The sequence below is a fragment of the Pseudomonas sp. GL-B-26 genome, assembly GCF_019947405.1.
GTDB lineage: Bacteria > Pseudomonadota > Gammaproteobacteria > Pseudomonadales > Pseudomonadaceae > Aquipseudomonas.
Genome location: NZ_JAGYGJ010000002.1, coordinates 1 through 20230, shown reverse-complemented (window position 1 = coordinate 20230; position 20230 = coordinate 1). Strand labels below are relative to the sequence as shown.

General features: G+C 59.0%; 17 protein-coding genes, 2 rRNA genes and 2 pseudogenes. 9 read left to right on the top strand and 12 right to left on the bottom strand.

Annotated elements, in window-relative coordinates; all coding sequences use genetic code 11:
- Nucleotides 1-8 precede the first annotated feature (8 nt).
- The 3 genes and pseudogenes from KGB23_RS01470 to KGB23_RS30305 all read right to left on the bottom strand — a co-directional run.
- Nucleotides 9-608 carry a flavin reductase family protein gene (locus KGB23_RS01470; RefSeq protein ID WP_223429625.1) on the bottom strand — a complete coding sequence of 200 codons (600 nt, stop codon included), beginning with the start codon at nucleotides 606-608 and terminating at the stop codon, nucleotides 9-11.
- Nucleotides 609-665: 57 nt separating this feature from the next.
- A pseudogene (locus tag KGB23_RS30310) lies at nucleotides 666-1103 on the bottom strand (methyl-accepting chemotaxis protein); the annotation flags it as partial.
- Nucleotides 1104-1253: 150 nt separating this feature from the next.
- Nucleotides 1254-1892 (bottom strand): annotated as a pseudogene (locus tag KGB23_RS30305) (PAS domain-containing protein); the annotation flags it as partial.
- Between the two features lie 631 nt (nucleotides 1893-2523).
- On the opposite strand from KGB23_RS30305, the gene KGB23_RS01455 reads away from it, so the two are divergent.
- Nucleotides 2524-2919: a DUF6124 family protein gene (locus KGB23_RS01455; protein ID WP_095130347.1), complete on the top strand. Its 396-nt coding sequence runs from the start codon at nucleotides 2524-2526 to the stop codon at nucleotides 2917-2919.
- A 90-nt stretch (nucleotides 2920-3009) separates the two neighbouring features.
- On the opposite strand, the gene KGB23_RS01450 is transcribed toward KGB23_RS01455, so the two are convergent.
- Nucleotides 3010-4353, bottom strand: coding sequence for an MFS transporter (locus KGB23_RS01450; RefSeq protein ID WP_223429624.1), 1344 nt, complete (start codon nucleotides 4351-4353; stop codon nucleotides 3010-3012).
- Between the two features lie 201 nt (nucleotides 4354-4554).
- On the opposite strand from KGB23_RS01450, the gene KGB23_RS01445 reads away from it, so the two are divergent.
- The 4 genes from KGB23_RS01445 to KGB23_RS01430 all read left to right on the top strand — a co-directional run bounded on the left by KGB23_RS01445 (nucleotide 4555) and on the right by KGB23_RS01430 (nucleotide 8535).
- The gene (locus tag KGB23_RS01445; protein ID WP_223429623.1) at nucleotides 4555-5973 is read left to right on the top strand and encodes a short-chain fatty acid transporter; all 1419 of its coding nucleotides are present in this window, start codon (nucleotides 4555-4557) and stop codon (nucleotides 5971-5973) included.
- 214 nt (nucleotides 5974-6187) lie between these two features.
- Nucleotides 6188-6508 (top strand): hypothetical protein, encoded by a 321-nt coding sequence (locus tag KGB23_RS01440; protein ID WP_008153466.1) that lies wholly within the window; start codon nucleotides 6188-6190, stop codon nucleotides 6506-6508.
- Nucleotides 6509-6693: 185 nt separating this feature from the next.
- Entirely contained in the window at nucleotides 6694-7866 is a 1173-nt protein-coding gene (locus KGB23_RS01435) for a hypothetical protein (protein ID WP_223429622.1), read from the top strand.
- Between the two features lie 144 nt (nucleotides 7867-8010).
- The gene (locus tag KGB23_RS01430; protein ID WP_223429621.1) at nucleotides 8011-8535 is read left to right on the top strand and encodes an SET domain-containing protein-lysine N-methyltransferase; all 525 of its coding nucleotides are present in this window, start codon (nucleotides 8011-8013) and stop codon (nucleotides 8533-8535) included.
- Nucleotides 8536-8541: 6 nt separating this feature from the next.
- Here KGB23_RS01430 and can read toward each other — a convergent pair whose 3' ends face one another.
- Nucleotides 8542-9186 carry a carbonate dehydratase gene (can, locus tag KGB23_RS01425; protein ID WP_008145531.1) on the bottom strand — a complete coding sequence of 215 codons (645 nt, stop codon included), beginning with the start codon at nucleotides 9184-9186 and terminating at the stop codon, nucleotides 8542-8544.
- Between the two features lie 152 nt (nucleotides 9187-9338).
- Between can and KGB23_RS01420 the strand changes: the two genes are divergently transcribed.
- Nucleotides 9339-9743, top strand: a complete 405-nt coding sequence (locus KGB23_RS01420; protein ID WP_223429620.1) for a serine kinase/phosphatase — start codon at nucleotides 9339-9341, stop codon at nucleotides 9741-9743.
- Between the two features lie 130 nt (nucleotides 9744-9873).
- On the opposite strand, the gene rimI is transcribed toward KGB23_RS01420, so the two are convergent.
- A complete protein-coding gene (gene rimI, locus KGB23_RS01415; RefSeq protein WP_008145534.1) occupies nucleotides 9874-10326 on the bottom strand; it encodes a ribosomal protein S18-alanine N-acetyltransferase in 453 nt (150 codons plus the stop codon).
- Entirely contained in the window at nucleotides 10319-11068 is a 750-nt protein-coding gene (locus KGB23_RS01410; protein ID WP_223429749.1) for an energy transducer TonB, read from the bottom strand. Before KGB23_RS01410 ends, rimI begins: the two co-directional genes overlap by 8 nt.
- A 206-nt stretch (nucleotides 11069-11274) precedes the next feature.
- On the opposite strand from KGB23_RS01410, the gene mksB reads away from it, so the two are divergent.
- Genes mksB through mksF form a run of 3 tightly spaced genes read left to right on the top strand, consistent with a single transcriptional unit; the run spans nucleotide 11275 to nucleotide 16080 of the window.
- Entirely contained in the window at nucleotides 11275-12552 is a 1278-nt protein-coding gene (mksB, locus tag KGB23_RS01405) for an Mks condensin complex protein MksB (protein WP_162556247.1), read from the top strand.
- Nucleotides 12542-13243 (top strand): Mks condensin complex protein MksE, encoded by a 702-nt coding sequence (gene mksE / locus KGB23_RS01400; RefSeq protein WP_027925914.1) that lies wholly within the window; start codon nucleotides 12542-12544, stop codon nucleotides 13241-13243. The genes mksB and mksE overlap by 11 nt, the downstream gene beginning before the upstream one ends.
- Complete coding sequence (mksF, locus tag KGB23_RS01395) at nucleotides 13240-16080, top strand: Mks condensin complex protein MksF (RefSeq protein WP_223429619.1); 2841 nt, start codon at nucleotides 13240-13242, stop codon at nucleotides 16078-16080. Before mksE ends, mksF begins: the two co-directional genes overlap by 4 nt.
- Before the next feature lie 75 nt (nucleotides 16081-16155).
- Here mksF and KGB23_RS01390 read toward each other — a convergent pair whose 3' ends face one another.
- The 5 genes from KGB23_RS01390 to KGB23_RS01370 all read right to left on the bottom strand — a co-directional run.
- Entirely contained in the window at nucleotides 16156-18459 is a 2304-nt protein-coding gene (locus KGB23_RS01390) for an intermembrane transport protein PqiB (RefSeq protein ID WP_223429618.1), read from the bottom strand.
- Nucleotides 18452-19075, bottom strand: a complete 624-nt coding sequence (locus KGB23_RS01385) for a paraquat-inducible protein A (protein ID WP_223429617.1) — start codon at nucleotides 19073-19075, stop codon at nucleotides 18452-18454. Before KGB23_RS01385 ends, KGB23_RS01390 begins: the two co-directional genes overlap by 8 nt.
- Entirely contained in the window at nucleotides 19062-19721 is a 660-nt protein-coding gene (locus tag KGB23_RS01380) for a paraquat-inducible protein A (RefSeq protein WP_223429616.1), read from the bottom strand. The genes KGB23_RS01385 and KGB23_RS01380 overlap by 14 nt, the downstream gene beginning before the upstream one ends.
- A 148-nt stretch (nucleotides 19722-19869) precedes the next feature.
- Nucleotides 19870-19985: ribosomal RNA gene (gene rrf, locus KGB23_RS01375) — 5S ribosomal RNA — on the bottom strand.
- A gap of 147 nt (nucleotides 19986-20132) precedes the next feature.
- A 23S ribosomal RNA gene (locus KGB23_RS01370) occupies nucleotides 20133-20230 on the bottom strand; the annotation flags it as partial.

Sequence of the window (20230 nt, the reverse complement as noted above, 5' to 3'; positions counted from 1 at the left end):
CCGGCTGCTTATGGCTGCAAGGTTTTGCCGTCCACTGGATCGCCGATTTTCAGGAAATGCCCGCCAGCCACATGGTGCAAGGTGCGCAACGCGTCTTGCCCTTCGAAGTGCCAGCGACCGTCACTGAACACGCGCTCGTCTGCCTGAGCGGCAATCACTTCAGCCAGGAACAGATCGTACTGCTGGTGATTGCCCGGCTCCGGCAGCAATCGGCATTCCAGCCAGGCGACGCAGCCTTCGAGCATCGGCGCCTCGATCAATTCAGCGCTGAAGGTCGGCAAGCCATAGACCTGGAACTTGTCCCGGCCTTGGTCCCGGGTCAACTCCAGGCCGGACGTCGAACCTACGGTCTGGACAATGTCGGCCTGGGCGGCGCAGGGAACGTTCAGCACAAACGTGCCCGAAGCCTCCAGCAATTGCCGTGTCCAGGTGGACTTGTCCAGCACCACGGCAATTTTCGGCGGCTCGAAATCCAGCGGCATGGCCCAGGCCGCCGCCATGATGTTGCGCTGGCCGTCATGGGCCGCGCTGACCAGCACGGTCGGGCCGTGATTGAGCAGACGATAAGCCTTGGCCAAGGGAACCGGACGGCGGTGAGAAACGCTCATGATGGCTGCTCCTGGGGAAAACGCCGATTGTAGCGATTTACGCCGCGATGGCAGGCATCAAGTCGCCAACTGATTGGCAAACTGCCCGACCGCGTTCACCACTTTCTGTGCGCCGTCCTGAATCTCGACAATCACCGTCCCCGCCTCTGCCGCCAGCGCCAGCCCCTGCTCAGCCTGGAGTTTGCCCTCGGTCATCAGCGCCACGGCGTTGCGCGCCATGTCCTGGTTCTGACGCACTACGCCGACAATCTCATCGGTTGCCTGGCTGGTGCGCGAAGCTAATTGCCGGACCTCATCCGCCACCACCGCGAAACCACGCCCCTGTTCCCCGGCCCGAGCCGCTTCGATGGCCGCGTTGAGCGCCAGCAGGTTGGTCTGTTCGGCAATCCCGCTGATGGTTTTGACGATGGTGCCGATCACCAGCGACTGCTCGTTCAGCGCTTCGATGCCTTCGCCGGCGGTCTGCATGTGCTTGGCAAGGTCACGCATCACGTTGACCGCCTGAGTCACCACGGCGTTACCGCGCTGCGCGCTGCTGTCGGTTTGCTGCGAGGTGCTGTAGGCAATGTTGGCCGCTTCGGCGACGGCTTGCTCCTGATTGACTTGATCGGTGATCACCGTGGCGAACTTCACCACTTTGTAGAGCTTGTTGTTGGCATCGACCACCGGGTTGTAGGAAGCCTCCAGCCAGACCACGCGACCGTGGCTGTCGATGCGTTTGAAACGGGCGGCGATGAACTCGCCTGCATTCAAGCGGCGCCAGAAGTCCTGGTACTGGGTGCTGTTGTATTCCTCCGGTTCGCAGAAGGTGCGGTGATGTTTGCCCTTGATCTGCGCCAGGCTGTAACCCATGCCGCTGAGGAACCGGTCGTTGGCCGCCAACACATTGCCATTGAGATCGAACTCGATCACCGCCGTGGAGCGCACGAGGGCGCCAATCAGGTTCTCATGTTCACGAGACGCTTCGATGGTGCGGGTCAGGTCGCTGGAATAAATCGAGAAGTTCTTGATCTGGCCGCCCGCGGACCGGACCGGCTGCACGATCGAACGCAGCCAGGCTTCCTGACCATTGCCGCGCAACAAACGCACCGTGCCGGCAAAGTGCTCGCCACGGGTCAACGCGACCTTGAAGCGCTGGTGGAATTCGTCCGACTTCACATGGGCCGGGACGATGTCTTCGATGTGTCGCCCTATCAGGTCGCTGCTTTTGTAGAGCATCTCGCCGATGAAGTTCTGGTTGACCGATTGAATCCGCCCATCGGCATCGAGGGTCAGGACCAGCATCTCGCTTTCCAGACTTTCCTTCACTTGCTGGAGGCTGGAGAGTTCTTCGCGAAGAGCCGACAGCTCCTGCTTCAAGCGTTTGTTGAACATGGGGATACACCGATGGACAGGGATAGAAAGCGGCATGCAGCCTAACCATCGGCCTCAGGGATATTTTCTGAAGAGTGTTTCAGGGTTGCCCTACAAAAATAGTTAGGCATCTTGATGCGCGTCTTGTCGCCAGAAGCCGAATGGTTCTCGAAACATCGTTTCTTCCCAACATTTCCGGAAATTAAACACCGCTCGACAGCACGTGTTGAAAACGGCTCAAGGTTACTTCCTGCAAGCTACAACACCTTGCGTCGTTGCCTACAGCTACGCCAGAATCTGCCGGCTTGTGCGCCTTGGGGGCGGTCGGTAACTTGGTTCCTGTCACTGCCCATCAGTGATCGGGTTTAGTAGCCCGTCGATGTCAAGACGCACAACGTCTCTATCTAGCAGGCAGCCCATGCCCGCACTTGATGGCGGTTGTGTGCAGGGCGCTTCGGCGCGCCGATTTCTTGGCTCATCGGTCTACTAACCTGTGCACAGCTGCCACCCTTACGTTTAGTAGCGAACGGGTTGCAGCCTCACTCATATGAGGATTGAGCCAATGTTCAAGGTCACACCAAATCCGCCGGAAACCGATCCGGCATCGCCCTACGAATCACTCGACTCCAACAAGCTCCACGAAGCCGCCGAGCGCGCCCTCGACCATCACTTTCCGCCAGCCGACCCCAAACCACCAAAACGCAACGGTCAGCTCTTCAGCGTCTGCCCGGGTATCAACCCTGAAACCCTTCTCGCCAATGCCTCGGAAGATTTGCTGTCCATCAGCGCCATCGCCGCCAACCTCGCCGACGATGTGGACGGTTCCCGCCGCTCCGTAGCCTTGGCGCTCAGCCGCATGGCTGACGGCGTGCATTTGTTGGTGGAGCGAATGCTGGATCATCTGGATGAACCCGAGATAGCGGCGATTTTCGCCAAGCAACAAAGCCGCGTCATCTAATCCGCCACCCCCATAAAAAAATGGGCACCCAACCTGGTTGGCGTGCCCATTCTTTTTTCCGCTCCGCGCCACGCGGGACATAGATGCCTGTTACGGATTAACGCAGTCTTTCAACGATTTGCCCTGGCTTGAAGCCACGCTACGGCTCCCGACATTAGGCATCCGCGTCCCGAAATACGCGGCACAGCTCACACCCACAGCCCCCATCACCGCGCAGAAAATCACGCAGATCCATGGGCTCCACGGCATCAGACCGATCAGCAACAACGGTGTGATACTCGCCCAGACGGCGTAGGCAATGTTGTAGGTGAAGGAAATCCCCGAGACACGAATCCGCGCCGGGAACAGGCTGACCATCACCGACGGCACCGCGCCGACCACCCCGCAACCAAGGCCGGCCACCGCGTACGCCAGACCGATCCAGCTGCCACCGATGATCAGGCAGGTATAGAGCACGCCAATGCCCAATGGCAGCAGCAGGCTATAGAGCATCACCGTGCGCCAGGCGCCAATGCGGTCGACCAGCAGGCCGGCGAGTACACAGCCGATATTCAGAAAAACAATGCCCAAGGCACTCAGGGCGAAGGTGTGGCTGGCGGTCATACCGAAGGTTTTCTGCATCATGGTCGGTGTGATCACCACGAACACCACCACCGCCGAGGTCAGTACGCAGGTGAGGATCATCGCCGGCAGCATGGCCAGGCGATGTTCACGCAAGACCGTGCGCAGCGGCAGTTCGACAGCTGCATCACGTTGCGCCTGCATGGCCATGAACACCGGGGTCTCGCTGAGCCAGCGGCGTAGCCACACGCCGATTACGCCGAACACGCCGCCCAGCAGGAACGGGTAACGCCAGGCGTAATCAAGGATTTCTGCCGGGGTGAACGCCTGAGCCAGAAAAGTCGCCGTCAGTGCACCGATCAGGTAACCAAACGTTAGCCCGGCCTGCAGGAATCCGAGGGCATAACCGCGATGCCCGGCGGGTGCATGTTCGGCGACGAACACCCAGGCGCTCGGCACTTCACCGCCCACTGCCGCGCCCTGGAGGATTCGCAGGGCCAACAGCAACAGCGGTGCGAAATAACCGATTTGGGCGTAGGTCGGCATGATGCCGATCAGCAGACAGGGCAGCGCCATCATCAGGATGCTCAGGCTGAAGACCTTCTTGCGGCCCAGTCGGTCGGCGAAATGCGCCATCAGAATCCCGCCCAACGGCCGCGCCAAATAGCCGGTAGCGAAGATCCCGAAGCTTTGCAGCAGTCGCAGCCACTCAGGCATTTCCGGCGGGAAGAACAGCTGGCTGAGGGTCAGGGCAAAAAATACGAAAATGATGAAATCGTAGATTTCCAGCGCGCCGCCCAGGGCCGCAAGGCCGAGGGTCTTGTAATCCGAACGGGTGAACGGCGCCGGGTGCAAGTGGGGGTTGGCAGTCATTAAAAGAACTCTGGCATAGGCAAAAAACCAAGGCGCCCATGGTCTACGCAAACGCGCCAACGGACAACCCGTTAGACCAAAGTCCTAGACGCGTAAAACTTCGTCACAAAATAGAACCGATTGTTTTACTGTTGGCACCTGTCTAGACGGGCCTTTGCGGCCCCAAAGACCACAACAAACATAAAAATTCGAGGTACACCCGTGGCCGCTGATATCGAAGATACCCGCTCTGCCCGCTTTGCCCTGCGCTGCTCAAGTTTTGCCGAACGCTGGTTCCCCGACTCCTGGGTGTTTGCCGCACTGGCGGTGATTATCGTCGCCGTGGCCACCCTGTTCATGGGCGCCAAACCCACCGACGCCGCCATGGCCTTCGGTGACGGCTTCTGGAGCCTGATCCCGTTCACCATGCAGATGGCTTTCGTGGTGATCGGCGGTTATGTGGTTGCCAGCTCGCCACCGGCGGTGAAACTGATCGACCGGCTGGCGCGGATCCCGAAAAACGGCCGCTCGGCCGTGGCCTGGGTTGCGTTGATCTCCATGGTCGCTTCGCTGCTGAACTGGGGGTTGTCGCTGGTGTTTGGCGGTTTGCTGGTGCGTGCCCTCGCCCGCCGTACCGATCTGAAAATGGACTACCGCGCCGCCGGTGCTGCCGCCTATCTGGGTCTCGGCGCGGTGTGGGCCTTGGGCTTGTCCTCGTCCGCCGCGCAATTGCAGGCCAACCCGGCCAGCCTGCCGCCATCGATTCTGTCGATCACTGGGGTGATTCCTTTCACGCAAACGATCTTTCTCTGGCAGTCCGGTGTGATGTTGCTGGCGCTGATCGTGATCTCGCTGATCATTGCCTACGCCACCGCCCCCGGCCCGAACTCGGCCCGTGATGCCAAGGCTTGCGGCATCGATCCAAGCTTCAACCTGCCGCCGCTGCAACCGCGCACCCGCCCCGGCGAATGGCTGGAGCACAGCCCGGTGCTGACGATTTTGCTGGTGCTGCTGGCGGCCGGATGGCTGTTCCACGAATTCTCGACCAAACCGGCGATCAGTGCGATTTCCGGGCTGAACACCTACAACTTCCTGTTCATCATGCTCGGAGCCCTGCTGCACTGGCGCCCGCGCAGCTTCCTTGACGCGGTGAGCCGTGCGGTGCCGACCACCACGGGCGTACTGATTCAGTTCCCGTTGTACGGCTCGATCGCCGCGCTGATGACCACCGTCAAAGGGACTGACGCTCAGACGCTGGCTCACCACATCTCGACATTTTTCGTACAAATCGCGTCACACGACACCTACGCGCTGCTGATGGGCGTGTACTCGGCGATCCTCGGTTTCTTCATCCCGTCCGGCGGGGGCAAGTGGATCATCGAAGCGCCGTACGTCATGCAAGTGGCCACCGACCTGAACTACCACCTGGGCTGGGCCGTGCAGATCTACAACGCCGCCGAAGCCCTGCCGAACCTGATCAACCCGTTCTACATGCTGCCGCTGCTGGGCGTGCTCGGGTTGAAGGCGCGGGACTTGATCGGGTTTTCGTTCGTGCAACTGCTGGTGCACACGCCGCTGGTGCTGTTTCTGCTGTGGGCGTTGGGGACGACGCTGACGTATACGGCGCCGGTGATGCCATAACACGTAAGTGGTTGCACCTGCTGCGGGCAGGTGCAATCAGTTCACCCTGCTTGAGCATGAAACAAACGCCTGGATTTATCCTACAAACAGGCTCGATTGCGCCTGACATGAAACCCGGAGAGTTCTTATCTCCAACCTATAAATCACTGCGTAAACTCCGACAGCTCACAAACTTTTTAAAGCAAGACAGCACTGACCAAGGATGAACAAACACATGTCTTTAATTTCGAAAACGCTGGAAGAGATGATTAACGAGATTTACCAGGACGGTAGGGTTTCAGTCGTTGAATATAAAAAGCTGCGTGATGATGCAGATCGCCGTATGGACGCTGTCGTCCGCGAGTTCGGCCAGCACAACAATTTGACGGCCCTTCAAAAAGCAATGGATGTAGTCATGCAATTAACGCAAACGTCCATCATTGATGCCAAAAAAGCCAAACTGACCGATACAGGAGAGGCCATCGTCAAGGATGCTGTATTTGCACAGGTCGAGTACTTGCGCGCCGGTACTCATCTGGCACTAAAGCTGTTGTAACGCTTCAACCTCCGTCCGGCCCATAGACATCAAGCCCGGGCCGGACTCCATAACCCAGAGTTCCTGGCATACACACCGCAGGCTCTACGCAAAAAAACTACACGCAGACACTGTTCTGTGTAACGCCGCTGATCCAGTATGGCGCGTAGCCCAATCAACGGGACCACGCTGAAAAGGATCTGAGCATGTTCAAATTCGCAGGATTCACCCTCGCGGCCCTCACCCTGAGTGCCGCCGCCCATGCCGATGTCGACCTGAAGCTGGGCAGTACCGAACGCGTCACCCGCCTGTTCGCCTATCCCAACAACTGCAACGTGATCTGCTTTCGCAACTGGACGCTGGAGCAAACGGTCGAGCATTACCTGACCCAAAGCGTGCAGCGCGATGGTTACAGCGCGGCGAAAGTGCTGGTCAAAACCGATAACAATCAGCTCTACGCCGAAATCAGCGGCGTACCCCGTGGCTATGAAAAACCGCTGGCGGCGTTGCTCGATGCCGGTGATCTGGCCTACACCGGCGCCAGCAAGCTGAATGCCGACGGCAAGTGGGCTTACAGCTGGTATCTGTTCCTGCCACTGGGCATGGCCCTGGAAAACCGCAAAAGCGTTGAACTGTTGCACTTCCCACCCGACTATTCGTTGACCCAGGCTCAGGATTACCTGCGATCCGCCACCACCGATCGCTGGGCCACACTGCTGACTGTCAACGGAATCCCGACCGACCAGACGCCGGGCTACCAGACCATCATCGACATCGCACCGATTGCCGCACCGTCCAACGCCGGCAAGGATCTGGAAGGCGTCTACGACTACTTCAAGGACTACCAGACCACCATGGTCAAGCAACTCAGCCAGAACGCCAGTGGTGCGGCGTTGCCGATGGTCGCCTTCGGCGCGCCAGTGCGTAACTGGATCAAGCAGCAATACGGGCCGACCGTGAACGTGCTGGGTCTGGTCAGCATCAGTCCGAGCGACGGGGTGAAAGTGCCAGTGCTGGGTTCCAACCACCCAAGCTACATTTGGTACGCCGCCGACCCGGAAAGCTATACCGGCAGCGATGCCCAGGCCAAGGCCGATGCCGCTGGCCTTAAAGTCATGGGCCAGGATTTGAGTGCCGCGTGCTGGCAGGCCGCCATGGGCCGCCAACCGGACAGTAATCCCGACATTGAACTGAGAAGCTGCACCCAAACCTGGCAAGTGGCCCAAGCAGATAAAACCTGCGAGCTGTTCTATACCTCGATCCGCAACCTGACGCCCGAAAAAGCCGTGGCCAAGTGCGCGACGGCACCGATCAAATCTCAGCTCAAACAGCTGAAAGCTCCGGTACCCGCGACGGCGATCCCTGTCCCGGCGCTGTAAAACGATGAACGGCGGGTCTACTGTCATAACTGACAGTAGACCCGCCGTTTCATTTGCGAGAGGCTTGAGTCGTACCCATGTGTTGCAGAGCTGACAGGATCGTCAGCTGATGGAGGTCGCAGCACCCAGCCGACAAGGATCGTTATGAAAACCCAGACCCTGCACGGGACGCTTGCGCAACCACCCGATGGGATTTATCCATTTAAGGAGTTGCCCGTTCGCCTTGGATTCCCCTCCAGGGCCGACTTCGAGATTATCGACAACACCAACGGATCGGCGGCAGCCGTCGCAGTACTTCGGGACTTTCCACGCATCAGCCGAATTTGTCGGGCTTCGGGGCATCTGCTGCCTTATCGGTGTCGGCATACCCGGCAACTGGCCCGTGGCATCCATGTCTACGACCCGCGCTTCTGCGGGCTGCTGCGACACTCCTGCGACCCAAACGTATTTCTCGACATGAGCGAGCTGTGGTTGTGGGCGCTGAAGGACATCAAAAAAGGCGACCGACTGACGATGGACTACGCTTCCACCGAAGACAAACTCCTGCGTCAGTTCGCCTGCCAGTGTGGCTCGTTCGACTGCCGTGGCTGGATCACCGGCTACGATGAATCGCCGAACGCCGACGGCCAGTTGTTTCTGCAGCACTGGCGCCGGCGAAGTCTCTGCTGAAGGGCGTTACAACGCCTCGACCGGACGCAGACGGTACTGCGGCGGCAATTGCTCGAAACCACTGATGGTGGCGTTCAGGCTTTTCCAGCGACCGTCCTTGATGCCATAGATGCAGCCGTGAACAGACAGGCTCTGCCCGCGGTGCCAGGCGTTTTGCACAATGCTGGTGTGCCCGACATTGGCCACTTGCTGGATCACGTTGTATTCGCAGAGGCGGTCGACCCGCTCTTCTTCAGTGGGCAATTTGGCGAGTTCTTCGCGTTTTTCATAATAGAGATCGCGAATCGAGCGCAGCCAGCCGTCGATCAGGCCCAGCTGACGGTCCTGCATCGAGGCGCGCACGCCGCCGCAGCCATAGTGGCCGGTAACGAGGATGTGTTTGACCTTCAGCACGTCGACCGCGTACTGAATCACCGACAGGCAGTTGAGGTCGGTGTGCAGCACCACGTTGGCCACGTTGCGGTGTACAAACAAATCACCGGGCAGCATGCCGACGATCTCGTTCGCCGGCACCCGGGCGTCGGAGCAACCGATCCACAGGTATTCCGGGGTTTGCTGACGGGCCAGCTTGGCGAAGAAATCAGGATCTTCTTTGGTGATCGCGTCAGCCCAGCGCTCGTTGTTATCAATCAGATCTTGTAATTCGTTCATGCAATGAAGCCTCGAGAATGATGCGCTTCTATGACAGACAACCATCTGTCGGGGTCACGCGCCAGATGCAGATACCCGGTTTTCCATGCCGGAGGAATTCTCAGCAGCCCAGGGGGTCCACCGTAGTAAGGCCTACAGTATGAGGAATTGCCATGACTGAATCACGACGTCCGTACGATGCGGTGCAACCCGAGCCCATCGATGACAACGAAGACCGCATGGGTTCGATGCATGAGCTGGACTTCGACGAGGAAGAACCCAGCGCCAAAATCGGCGACGAGCTGCCGCAAACGGAGCGTGAACGCCTGATGCCTCGGGAACGCGTACGTGAAGCCGGCATGACAGGGGCCTCGACCGATGACCATGAGTCCACCGACGACGACATGAGCCCGGAAACCCTGATCCGTGAAGACGGCGCACGGGACGCCCACGAAGCGGGTGAAGGTGGTCAGGCCGATTGGGATTTGAGCATTGTCGATGAAGACGATATCGGCGGGGGCAATGGGCTGGATGAAGAGGAGCTGGCGCGGCAGGATCCGATGGACGGTAATCGTTGATTCTCTGGCGCCTGACAAGCCGCCTTCGCGAGCAAGCCCGCTCCCACATTGAATCGGTGTCGTACACAAATGCTGTGATCGACTGGAATCAATGTGGGAGCGGGCTTGCTCGCGAAGCTTTTAAAACAGCTCAGTCAACGAGGGTGCAGGCCATCACCACCGCATCTTCACGCCCACCTACCGCTGGGTAGTAATCGCGCCGCCGACCGATCTCGTTAAACCCATAACGCTCATACAACTTAAACGCGCCACGGTTGCTGTCGCGCACTTCCAGAAAACACTCCCGCGCCTTGGCGTCATACGCCCGGGACATCAAATGCTCCAGCAACGTCAAGCCCAGGCCACGGCCCTGGTTCTCCGGTTTGACGGTGATGTTCAGCAGATGCGCTTCATCAAGGATGATCTGCACCACCCCGTGGCCAACCTGCTGCTGGCCTTCAAACATCAGCCATATCTGATATTTACCCAGCCCATCGAGAAAAATCCCGCGAGTCCAGGGATGGCTGTAAGCCGCATATTCGATTTTCAGTACAGCGTCCAGGTCCGCCTCGGTCATCGGGCGGAACGATACAGCGTCACTCATTCGATTCTTTCCAGCGCGCCATCAGCCGACGCATGGCTTGCCAGACATCAGCCTTACGCTGTGGCTCTTCCATTAATAATTCCAGACCCGGCAGGGCCCAGACCGAGCCCAGGCCTTCGACCTGGAGTTCACGGTTGAAGGATTCGGCGCTCGCCTCACCGGCGAAACGCACCGCCGGCAGGCCGATCAGCCACACGCAGACACACGGTGCGTCTTCCAGCCGGGCCGAGAGAAAACCTTGCACGAAGTCGCGAGCCGCTTCCGGGCCTTGATCCATGGTGCCACGAGACAACAGCGGCCAACGCACCGGCTCGCCGACGATCTGCGGGCTGTCCGGCAGGCCGGCGGCGCGCAGCATGTCTTTAAGCAATAGATAGGCAGGGTCGCGGGTCTGGAAAGATTCGCCTGTGGGTAACTCCACCAGCAGCAGGCAACGCCCGGCCCGCAGCAATTGCAGAGCGAAACGCGGTGGCGGCACGACTGGCGCCTTGGCCACAACCGGAGCGGTCTCTTCTTCAACCTTGGCATTCGTGCGCGTGCTGGCCAGCGATGGCCGTGGCACCTCGATTTTCACCCGTTCGGCCGGTTTGACCAGCGGTTCCACGGGCGAATCAGCCACAGGTACGGGCGCAACCGGAGCAACTGGCGCGACGACCAACGGCTCGGGCATCTCCAGCAGTTCGGGGCGCGAGGGCGCAGCAAAGGGCAATTCGGTGCGCGGCAGCCAGTTGACCACCTGCATGGCGGTCAAATAAGCGCGGCGACGGGACTCGATAAGCAAAGGTCGGCCACTTGTGGATAACTAAAGTGCGGTGATTCTACCGCCCTTCGCTCAAGATCGCCCACGCTTGATCGATAGAAAGCCAACTGTCCGTCCCGAGAGTGAATCGCAACGGGCGTGATGCAGTACAATCGCGACTTTTAATCGCCAACCAGCCGGCCATTCCGATGATCGAACCCAAGCGCGTCTTGCGCGCCCTCGCTGAACACTGGGCACTTCTGGAGCCACTGTGCGAGCACTTCGACCAAGGCACCTTGAGCCTCAACGAACTGCGTTCACAGTTGGCCGCCCAGCAACTGGACAGTACGCCGCAGGACATCACCAGCCTGCTGGATGTGTGGATCCGCCTCGACATTCTGGTTCCCGTGGCGAAAAGCCCGAACCGTTTCGAGCTCAATGCGCAGATCCACGACTTCCTCGCTTACCTGCGCCGTGAGCACCGTCTGGGCCTGTGCCTGGAGATCGAAGCCTATTTGCGTCACCTCGAGCGTCTGGCCGGTTATATCCAGGACGCTTTCGACATCCGCGACGGCCACGACCTGGCGCGCCAGTTGCGCCTGCTCGACATGCGCGTACGGGACGTATTGAAGAAACTCGCCAACGACGAACAGGCCCTGGTGGCCGTCGCCGAGCGGGCCAAGACCAGCGACCGGCAGATTCCCCTGCGTCAGCGTTACGCTGAAGTGCTGGCGACCTGGGACGAATACGTCGAGCCGATGATTCAGTTGGTGAACGCCGACGGCGCCTTCGAACAAGGCGTGCGCAAGGTCGAGAACGTGCTGCTGAAGATGCTCACCGAGCAGCAGCGCCTCGGCCATCTGGTCGATGACGACATGCTGCTGCGCACCCACGCGCGCATCCTCGAAATGCAGACCAGCGCCCAGTTGACGCTGCGTCACGCTCGCGAGCTATTGCTGCCACTGCGTGAAGAAGCCCGTCGGCACAACGCCGTGACCCGTGGCGCGGCGCTGGCCTTGTCGGCCATCCGTCGTAAAGGCATCGATGCGGTGCCACAAGCGGCGATGCCGATGTTCACCCGACCGCAAAGCACCTTCCTCGGCAGTGCCAGTCAGGTCGAAGCCTACGTTTACGCGTTGGCCCGTTTCGAGCCGAAACCGGCGCGCTTCCCCAAGGCCCACAAGACTCAGAAAGGCGAAGCGCCGCGCGCGCCACGCACGGTTCGGGAAATGCTCGAACGCTGCGAAGACGCCCTGCCGATGCCGGACCTGATGACCTGGCTGCTGGAGCAGGAGCCGGACGGCGCTACCGACGAATTGCTTTATTGGTTCTCGCGCCTGTCGCGGGAAAAGCGCTTCACACGCGAGCGTCTGGAACGCCGCGATTACCACACTCACGAGCATCAGGTCAGCCTGCGCTCCTTCGCCCTGCTCTCGGCCCGCGACACCGCCGCCGAGGATTCTGCGAGCACCCCACATGCATCTTGATCTAAACGAACTATCCCAGCTGGCGCCGATCTTTCGCGAGCTGTTCAAGGGCTATCACGTCAGCCGCCGCGACCCTGAGCTGTACGCGCAATTGTCGAACTTCCAGGACCAGTACCGCACGCTGTTCAAGGCGTTGGGCTTTGAACTGGTCTGCGACACCCGGGGTTTCTACTACTTCGTGCCGGACCTCGCCGCTGCAGCAGTGAACAAGACCGCACAACGTCTGGCGCTGTTCACCTTCATTCTCGTCGAACATCTGGCCGATCAGGGCCGCGATCCGGTTGCCGTACTCGACGGTGGCAGCCTCGGCCGCGACGAGTTGCCATCGTTGCTGGAAAAGTACCGCGACTTGTTCATCCAGGCCGAAGTGCAGACCGTCGAAGAACTCGAAGAAAAAATCATGCGCCGCATGACTCAGCTCGGTTTCGCCGGCGAAGAAAACGGCATCTACCGTTTCCTGCCGCCGATGCACCGCTTCCTCGATGTCTGCCTGTCGGTCCAGCAGGATCGCGACCTGGCGGCCAGCCTGCACAGCGTGCTGCCATTGCCGGTGCCAGTGCTGATCGATGACGACAGCGACGAAAAACTACTGGAAACCGATGACCCGCTGGATTTGAGTGACTTCGAAGAAGAAAGCGAAGAAGACGCCATGGCCCGCGCCATTGCCGAAGAACAGGAGACCGACGCATGAGCAAGGAACGCTACGGCATTCGCCGCTTTGCCCTTTTGAACACCGCCGGTTACAGCCTCGGCCTGTTCCCGCTGGAAGAACCGCTGTCGGTTTACGGCGCGAACAACCTCGGCAAATCCGCCTCGATCAACGCCTTGCAGTTCCCGATCCTGGCGCGCATGTCGGACATGAGTTTCGGCAAGTACAGCCTGGAACAATCCCGGCGCTTCTACTTCGCCTCGGATACCAGTTACATCCTGGTCGAAGTCTCGCTGCCTCACGGTCCGCATGTGATTGGTGTGGTCGGTCGCGGCCCGGGCGGTGGTTTCGGTCACCAGTTCTTTGCCTACGCCGGCAAACTGGATCTGACCCATTACCAGAAAAACGACACCTGCCTGCGGCAGAAAGAATTGTTCACCAACCTTGAGCGCGAAGGCCTGAAAGCCTACGAGTTGAAGCCTGATGAGCTGCGTCGTTTGCTGGTCGGCGGTCACACCTCGATCCCGCTGGACCTGACGCTGATCCCGCTGCGCTCCACCAGCGAGCAGAGCCTGAAGACCTTCCGCGCACTGTTCATCAACCTGCTGCACATGCGCGAAATCACCGCGGCCAAGCTCAAGCAGCTGTTTCTCGATGCGTTCGAACACAGCCTGCGTTCCGGCAGCGTCGACTACATCGCCGCGTGCGAAGAAGCGTTCCGCGATGTACGACGCATGGAGCAGGACTACAACTCGCTGGTCACTGCCGGCCCATTGGTCGAAGCCCTTGCGGCAGGCGTGACCCAGCGCAATATCCTGCGCGGCAAATTGCACCGCATCTCGCCGCTGCTCGATTCCCTGCTCGGCACCTGGTCGGACTACGCCAGTGCGCGCAAGGAAGAGCTGACGATTCAGGCCGAGCACTACCGCAACGAACAAGACGCACTGCAAAACGATCAGCGCGGCGGCACTCAGGAGCTGATGCGCCTGGAGCGGGAAATTACCGGCATCCAGCGCTGGCTCGGCGAACTGTCGGTGCTCAAGCATCGCTTCGCGCTGGTCGATGACGTCAAAGTGCTTGAGCAGCAACTGCTCGCCGCCAAGGACGCGCACGATGAACTGGCCGGTGCGCTGGCGCAGTCGCGGCAGTTCAGCGCCGAAGATCTGGAAGAGCGTCTGCGGGATCTGGAAAAGCGTCTGAAGTCGGTGAAACAGCAACTCGATCACGCCGACAACAATAGCTACGCCCGTCTGCGCGAGGAATTCTCGCAACAGGACGTCGAGCGTCTGATGCGCCTGTTCAACAGCGCGTTGTTCAGCCTGCCGCTGGGTGAGCACGGTATTACGCTGGACGAGGGCGGTCAGTGGGTCAAATCCATGGAACTGATCCTCGATGGTTTCAAAGGCGAGCGCTTCGAAGTACCGGGCCTGTCCATCGACATCTCGCACATCGAACCTCCAGCGCTGCAAGCCTTGGCTGACCGCGCGGCGTTGCGAGATCAGAAAGAGCGTCTGGACAAAGAACTCAAGCAACTGAAAACCCAGCAAGCCGTGGCCGCCGACCGCGCCGCGAGCAAGACCCAGACCGAAGCGCTGTACCAGCAAGTGCTGGATGCGCAGAAAGCGCTGGAGGATTTCCGCCGCGCGCAAACCCTGAGCGCCGAGGAAGGCGACAAGCTGGAACAGCTGGCGCAGATGGAAGCGGCGCAGGACGAGTTGAAGCGTTCCAGCGACGCTTTCACCGAACGCGTCCAGCAACTGTCGGCCAAACTGCAACTGGTCGGCCGGCAGATCGGCGACATGGAAGCCAAGCAACGCACCCTCGACGACGCCCTGCGCCGCCGTCAGCTGTTGCCCGCAGACCTGCCGTTCGGTACGCCGTTCATGGACCCGATCGACGATTCCATGGACAACCTGTTGCCGCTGCTCAATGACTATCAGGACAGCTGGCAGGGTTTGCAGCGCAGCGATGGTCAGATCGAGGCGCTGTATGCGCAGGTCCGCCTCAAGGGCGTGGCCAAGTTCGACAGCGAAGACGATATGGAACGTCGCCTGCAACTGTTGATCAACGCTTACGCGCACCGCACTGACGAAGCACTGACCCTTGGCAAGGCGCGTCGTGCCGCCGTTACCGACATCGCCCGGACCCTGCGCAACATCCGCAGCGACTACGACAGCCTTGAGCATCAACTGGCGTTGTTCAACCGCGAGATCAACAAGCGTCAGGTCTCCAACCTGCAAAGCTTCCGCATCGTGCTCGCGCCGAACAAGGAAGCGCTCAAGCACATCGACCAGATCATCCACAGCGCCGGCCAGTACGAGGAAGGCGAAACCCTTTCCGTCTTCGACCTGAGCCAAAGCGCCGATCAGGACAACAAGAACGAAGAAGCCAAGGAATATCTGGCGCGCCTGGTAGCAGCGAACCACAACCAGCTCGGCCTCAAGGATTTGTTCGAGTTGGCGTTCGAGATCACCAAGGTCAACGGTCAGCCGGTTATCCATACTGACATCGATGGCGCCGCTTCCAACGGTACGACCATGACCATCAAGGCGCTGACCAACATGTACTTGTTGCTGCACTTGATGGACCGTGACCAGGCCGGTCGCGTGCGCCTGCCGTACTACCTCGACGAGGCAGCGGACATTGACGAGAAGAACCAGGCAGCGTTGCTGGAAACCAGTCTGCAACTGGGCTTCGTACCGATCCTGGCGAGTGTGAAACCGCAGGTCTGCGCCAGTGTCGCCATCGACCTGGAAGGCGGCAGCGGGCCGAACGGGATCTACATCGACGAGGCGGACTGGAAGTACATCCGTCGTCACGATGAGGTGAAGGCTGCCGTTCCCGTTGAAGCAGATGAACCGGAGCTGGATGCGGTCTGACTTGCATTAATTGACAGCCATAAAAAAGGCCGCGATCCAATGGATCGCGGCCTTTTTCATGCCTGTGTTTTGGGCTTACTTGCCGATTGAAATCTTCGGTGCCCAGGTCAGCCATTCGTCTTCGAACTTATCGAACAGCGGGAACGTTTGCTCAGCTCGCGCCGGACTGCCCATGCGTTCGCCGTCCGGCGTGGCGAAAGCGATGCCGCCCTGAATCAGCGTCTCCAGTGATTCAGTACGCATCGTCGCACCTTTGAACAAGCCATAATCAAAGCCAAAACCACTGGAGTTCCAGAAGCGCGTGCCGCTGCGCACCAACGGCGCGTACTTCGGTTCGATCAGGATGTGCACCAACACACGATCCGCCGTCTCGCCGAGTTCATAGCCTGTCACCTTGCCCACGGTGATTTCGCGATAAGTGACCGGCACACCCGTTTTCAGCGAACCACGACGGGCAGCGCTCAACACCAGACTCAAACCGGCTTCTTGTTTGGCGGTTTCCGGCGGATTGGTCAGGGCCACAAAGTTTTTTTGCGGGCCGAGGTTTTTTGCGGCCGGTTGCACTTCGATGTATTGGCCGGTGACCAGCGTTTCGAGGTTGGATGTCTTGATCAGACCCAGTTCAGGCTTGACGACCCAGAACTGACTACCGACCCGAGCGATACGCTCCGGCACTTCGGTGATTCGCGCGGTCAGCAACACCGATTGCAGGTCATCACTCAGATCGACGTCTTCAATTTTGCCGACATCCAGGCCTTTGAATCGAATCGGCGTGCCGCTGCGCAAACCATCGGCGCGATCAACCCTGATTGTTACCACGGCGCCTTTTTGCGTCGCCTCATCATGACCGGCGAACAAACGGAAACGCGGAATCCGCTTCTGCAATGGAGCCTTGGCTTCCGGGGTTTCGAAGGCAATGCCGCCAGCCATCAGGCTTTGCAGCGACTCACTTTTGACCTGGATTCCACCGGTCAACCCGCCGGTCAGCGTGATGCCGCTGGCATTCCAGAACCGTGTCGAGGCATTGACCAGCCCTTCGTATTCCTTCTCGATGTGTACACCAATCACCAACTGCTTTTTGGTGCGAGAGAACTGATAGCTCTGGACCGAACCGACCTTGACCTGTTTGTAGAGAATCGGGCTGCCGACTTCCAGCGAACCCAGGTTCTCTGTGAACAACACCAGGTGCAATCCTGGCGCACGCAAGTCGAGCGGCGGTGCCTTCGGCCGTGCCACAAACTCGCGCTGCGGTGCGGCGCCTTTGTCTCCTGGACGCACGGCGATGTAGTTACCTTTGACCAACGCTTCGAGACCGGTGATACCGGCAAGCGAGATCGACGGTTTGACCACCCAGAACTGGGTGCCTTCGACCAGGTAATCCTCAGCCAGAGGATCGAGGGTCAATTCGGCGGTGGCACTGGATAGATCAGGATCGATCTTGAGCGCTTTCAGATTGCCGACCTGGATGCCTTTGTACATAACCGGTGTGCGACCAGCCTGCATTCCTTCGAAGTCGCTGAGTTTGACCTTGACCCGAATACCGGCGGCGGCCGCATCAAAATCTTCGTAGAGACGGAATGGCAGACTCGGATCGGTAGGCGGACTGTCCTTGCGATTCTCCGGCGTGGCGAATGCGATACCGCCGGCGACGATGCTCGCCAGCGACTCGCTGCGCACTTTCACACCCGACAGGTTGGCGTCAATGCTGATGCCGCTGGCGTTCCAGAAACGCGTGTGTTTGCGCACCAGTTTGGCGTAGGTGGGCTCGATGAAGACTTTGAGTTCAACGGTGCTTTGGTCCTCGGAGAGCAAGTAGCTTTTTATCTGGCCAACCTTGATCTGCTTGTAGAACACCGGACTGCCGCGATTCAGTGAGCCAAGGCGATCAGCCTTGATGGTCAGGTGCAAACCGGGCTGGGCGTCCGACAGCGGCGGCTCTTCGGCCAGGGCTTTGAACTTGCGCGTCGGCTCACCCTCGCCCGGGCTTATCGCGACGTAGTTCCCCGAGACCAGCGTCTCCAGGCCAGTGATGCCGGCCAGCGTCACACTCGGTTTGATCAGCCAGAAACGGGTGCTGGTCCGCAGGTATGGCTCCACGTCCTTGTTCATTTCGACGGTGGCGATCACGCCTTTGGAGCTGCCTTCGTCATCAAGTTTGAGGGTCTTTACCTTACCCACCGACATGCCTTTGTAGACGACTTCGGTCTTGTTGGCCTGAATGCCTTCACCACTTTCGAAACGCACCTGAATCTCGATGCCGGTCTCGTTGTAGGCACGCCAGCCGAGCCAGCCGCCGATGATCAGGGCGATCAGGGGCAACACCCAAATGGCTGACCAGTTCGAGGCCGGCCGGGTTTTTGCTGTAGGCAAATCAGTCATGGTCGTCGTCCGACTCCGTGTTATCCCAAATCAGTCGGGGATCGAAAGTTACTGCGGCAAGCATCGTCAGAATCACCACACTGGAGAAAGCGATGGCGCCAAGATTGGCTTCGACGCTGGCAAGCCGTCCGAAATTCACAACCGCCACCAGGATGGCGATCACAAAAATATCGAGCATCGACCAGCGGCCAATGAACTCAATAAAGCGGTACATCCAGATGCGTTGGCGCGCCGACAGTGGCTGGCGACGTTGCACGGAAAACAGCAGCAGTGCGATGCCCACCAATTTGAACGTTGGTACCAGGATACTGGCGATAAAAACCACGGCGGCGATTGGAATCATGCCGTGTTGAACCAGTTGGATCACACCGGACATGATGGTGCTGGGATCGCCCTGCCCCAGTGAACTGACGGTCATGATCGGCAACACGTTGGCCGGGATGTAGAGAACCGCGGCGGTCACCAGCAACGCCCAGGTACGCATCACACTGTTCGGACGACGGGCGTGAACCAGCGCACCGCAACGGGTGCAGACCTGCTCGTCGGTATCCGCTTCCTGCTTGTTCAATTCATGGCATTCGGCGCAAATCAGAATGCCTGCATCAATCGCCCGCATGGACATCCTCTCCTGATAAAGCCTGCCAGATCTGATGGGGCGACATCACAACCTCCAACCAGACCTGGACCAACAACAAACCGATAAAGCACGCCAGACCAAGACCGACGGTAATTGCTGCCATATCTGCCAGTTTGACGATCGCCACCAGTACGCCCATGAGGTAGACCTCGAGCATCCCCCAATCGCGTAAATGGTGATAAATGCGGTAGAGCAACAGGCCGTAACTGCGTCCGATATCAAAACGAATACTCAGCAGTACAACCAATTGGCAAAGCAACTTGAGCAGCGGGATTCCCATGCTGCAGAGAAACACCACGACTGCAACGCCCTGCATTCCGGTATCGAACAGGCCAACAACACCGCTCCAGACGGTGTCGTGCGATGACTGCCCGAGTAGATGGAGCTGCATGATGGGTAAAAAGTTCGCCGGGATATACAACAACAGAGCGGCGAGAACCAACGCGAGACTGCGCTGTACGACGTTATGCCGATGGGCATAGAGCTCGTAGCCGCAGCGCGGACAGAGCGCTTTCTCGCCATGGGCGAGTTCGGGCTTGCGCATCAGCAAGTCGCACTCATGACACGCAACCAAGTCGTCCAGCGGTAATTCTGACAGCCCAGGGGCGTCAACCGGATCTGGCATAAAGGCTCTGGCTCCGAAAAAGTTGGACCTATTCTAGTGTCATGGATCGAAAATAACTGTTCAAATTTGTGCTTTAACTGAAAGCCACTTTCTTGCGGACAAAACAAAACCCCTACCTGCATACGCAGATAGGGGTTTCGGAATTTAATCTTGACGATGACCTACTCTCACATGGGGAAACCCCACACTACCATCGGCGATGCATCGTTTCACTGCTGAGTTCGGGATGGGATCAGGTGGTTCCAATGCTCTATGGTCGTCAAGAAATTCGGGTACTGAACCGTCTTTCGACGTTTCAGCAAATTGGGTATGCAATAGATTTGTGTGTTGCGTTGCGAATTTTCGACTTGTGTCGTCTTCACACACCGCAATCTGGTGCCCTTTCAGGTCAGCAAATTGCTTGGGTGTTATATGGTCAAGCCTCACGGGCAATTAGTATTGGTTAGCTCAACGCCTCACAGCGCTTACACACCCAACCTATCAACGTCGTAGTCTTCGACGGCCCTTCA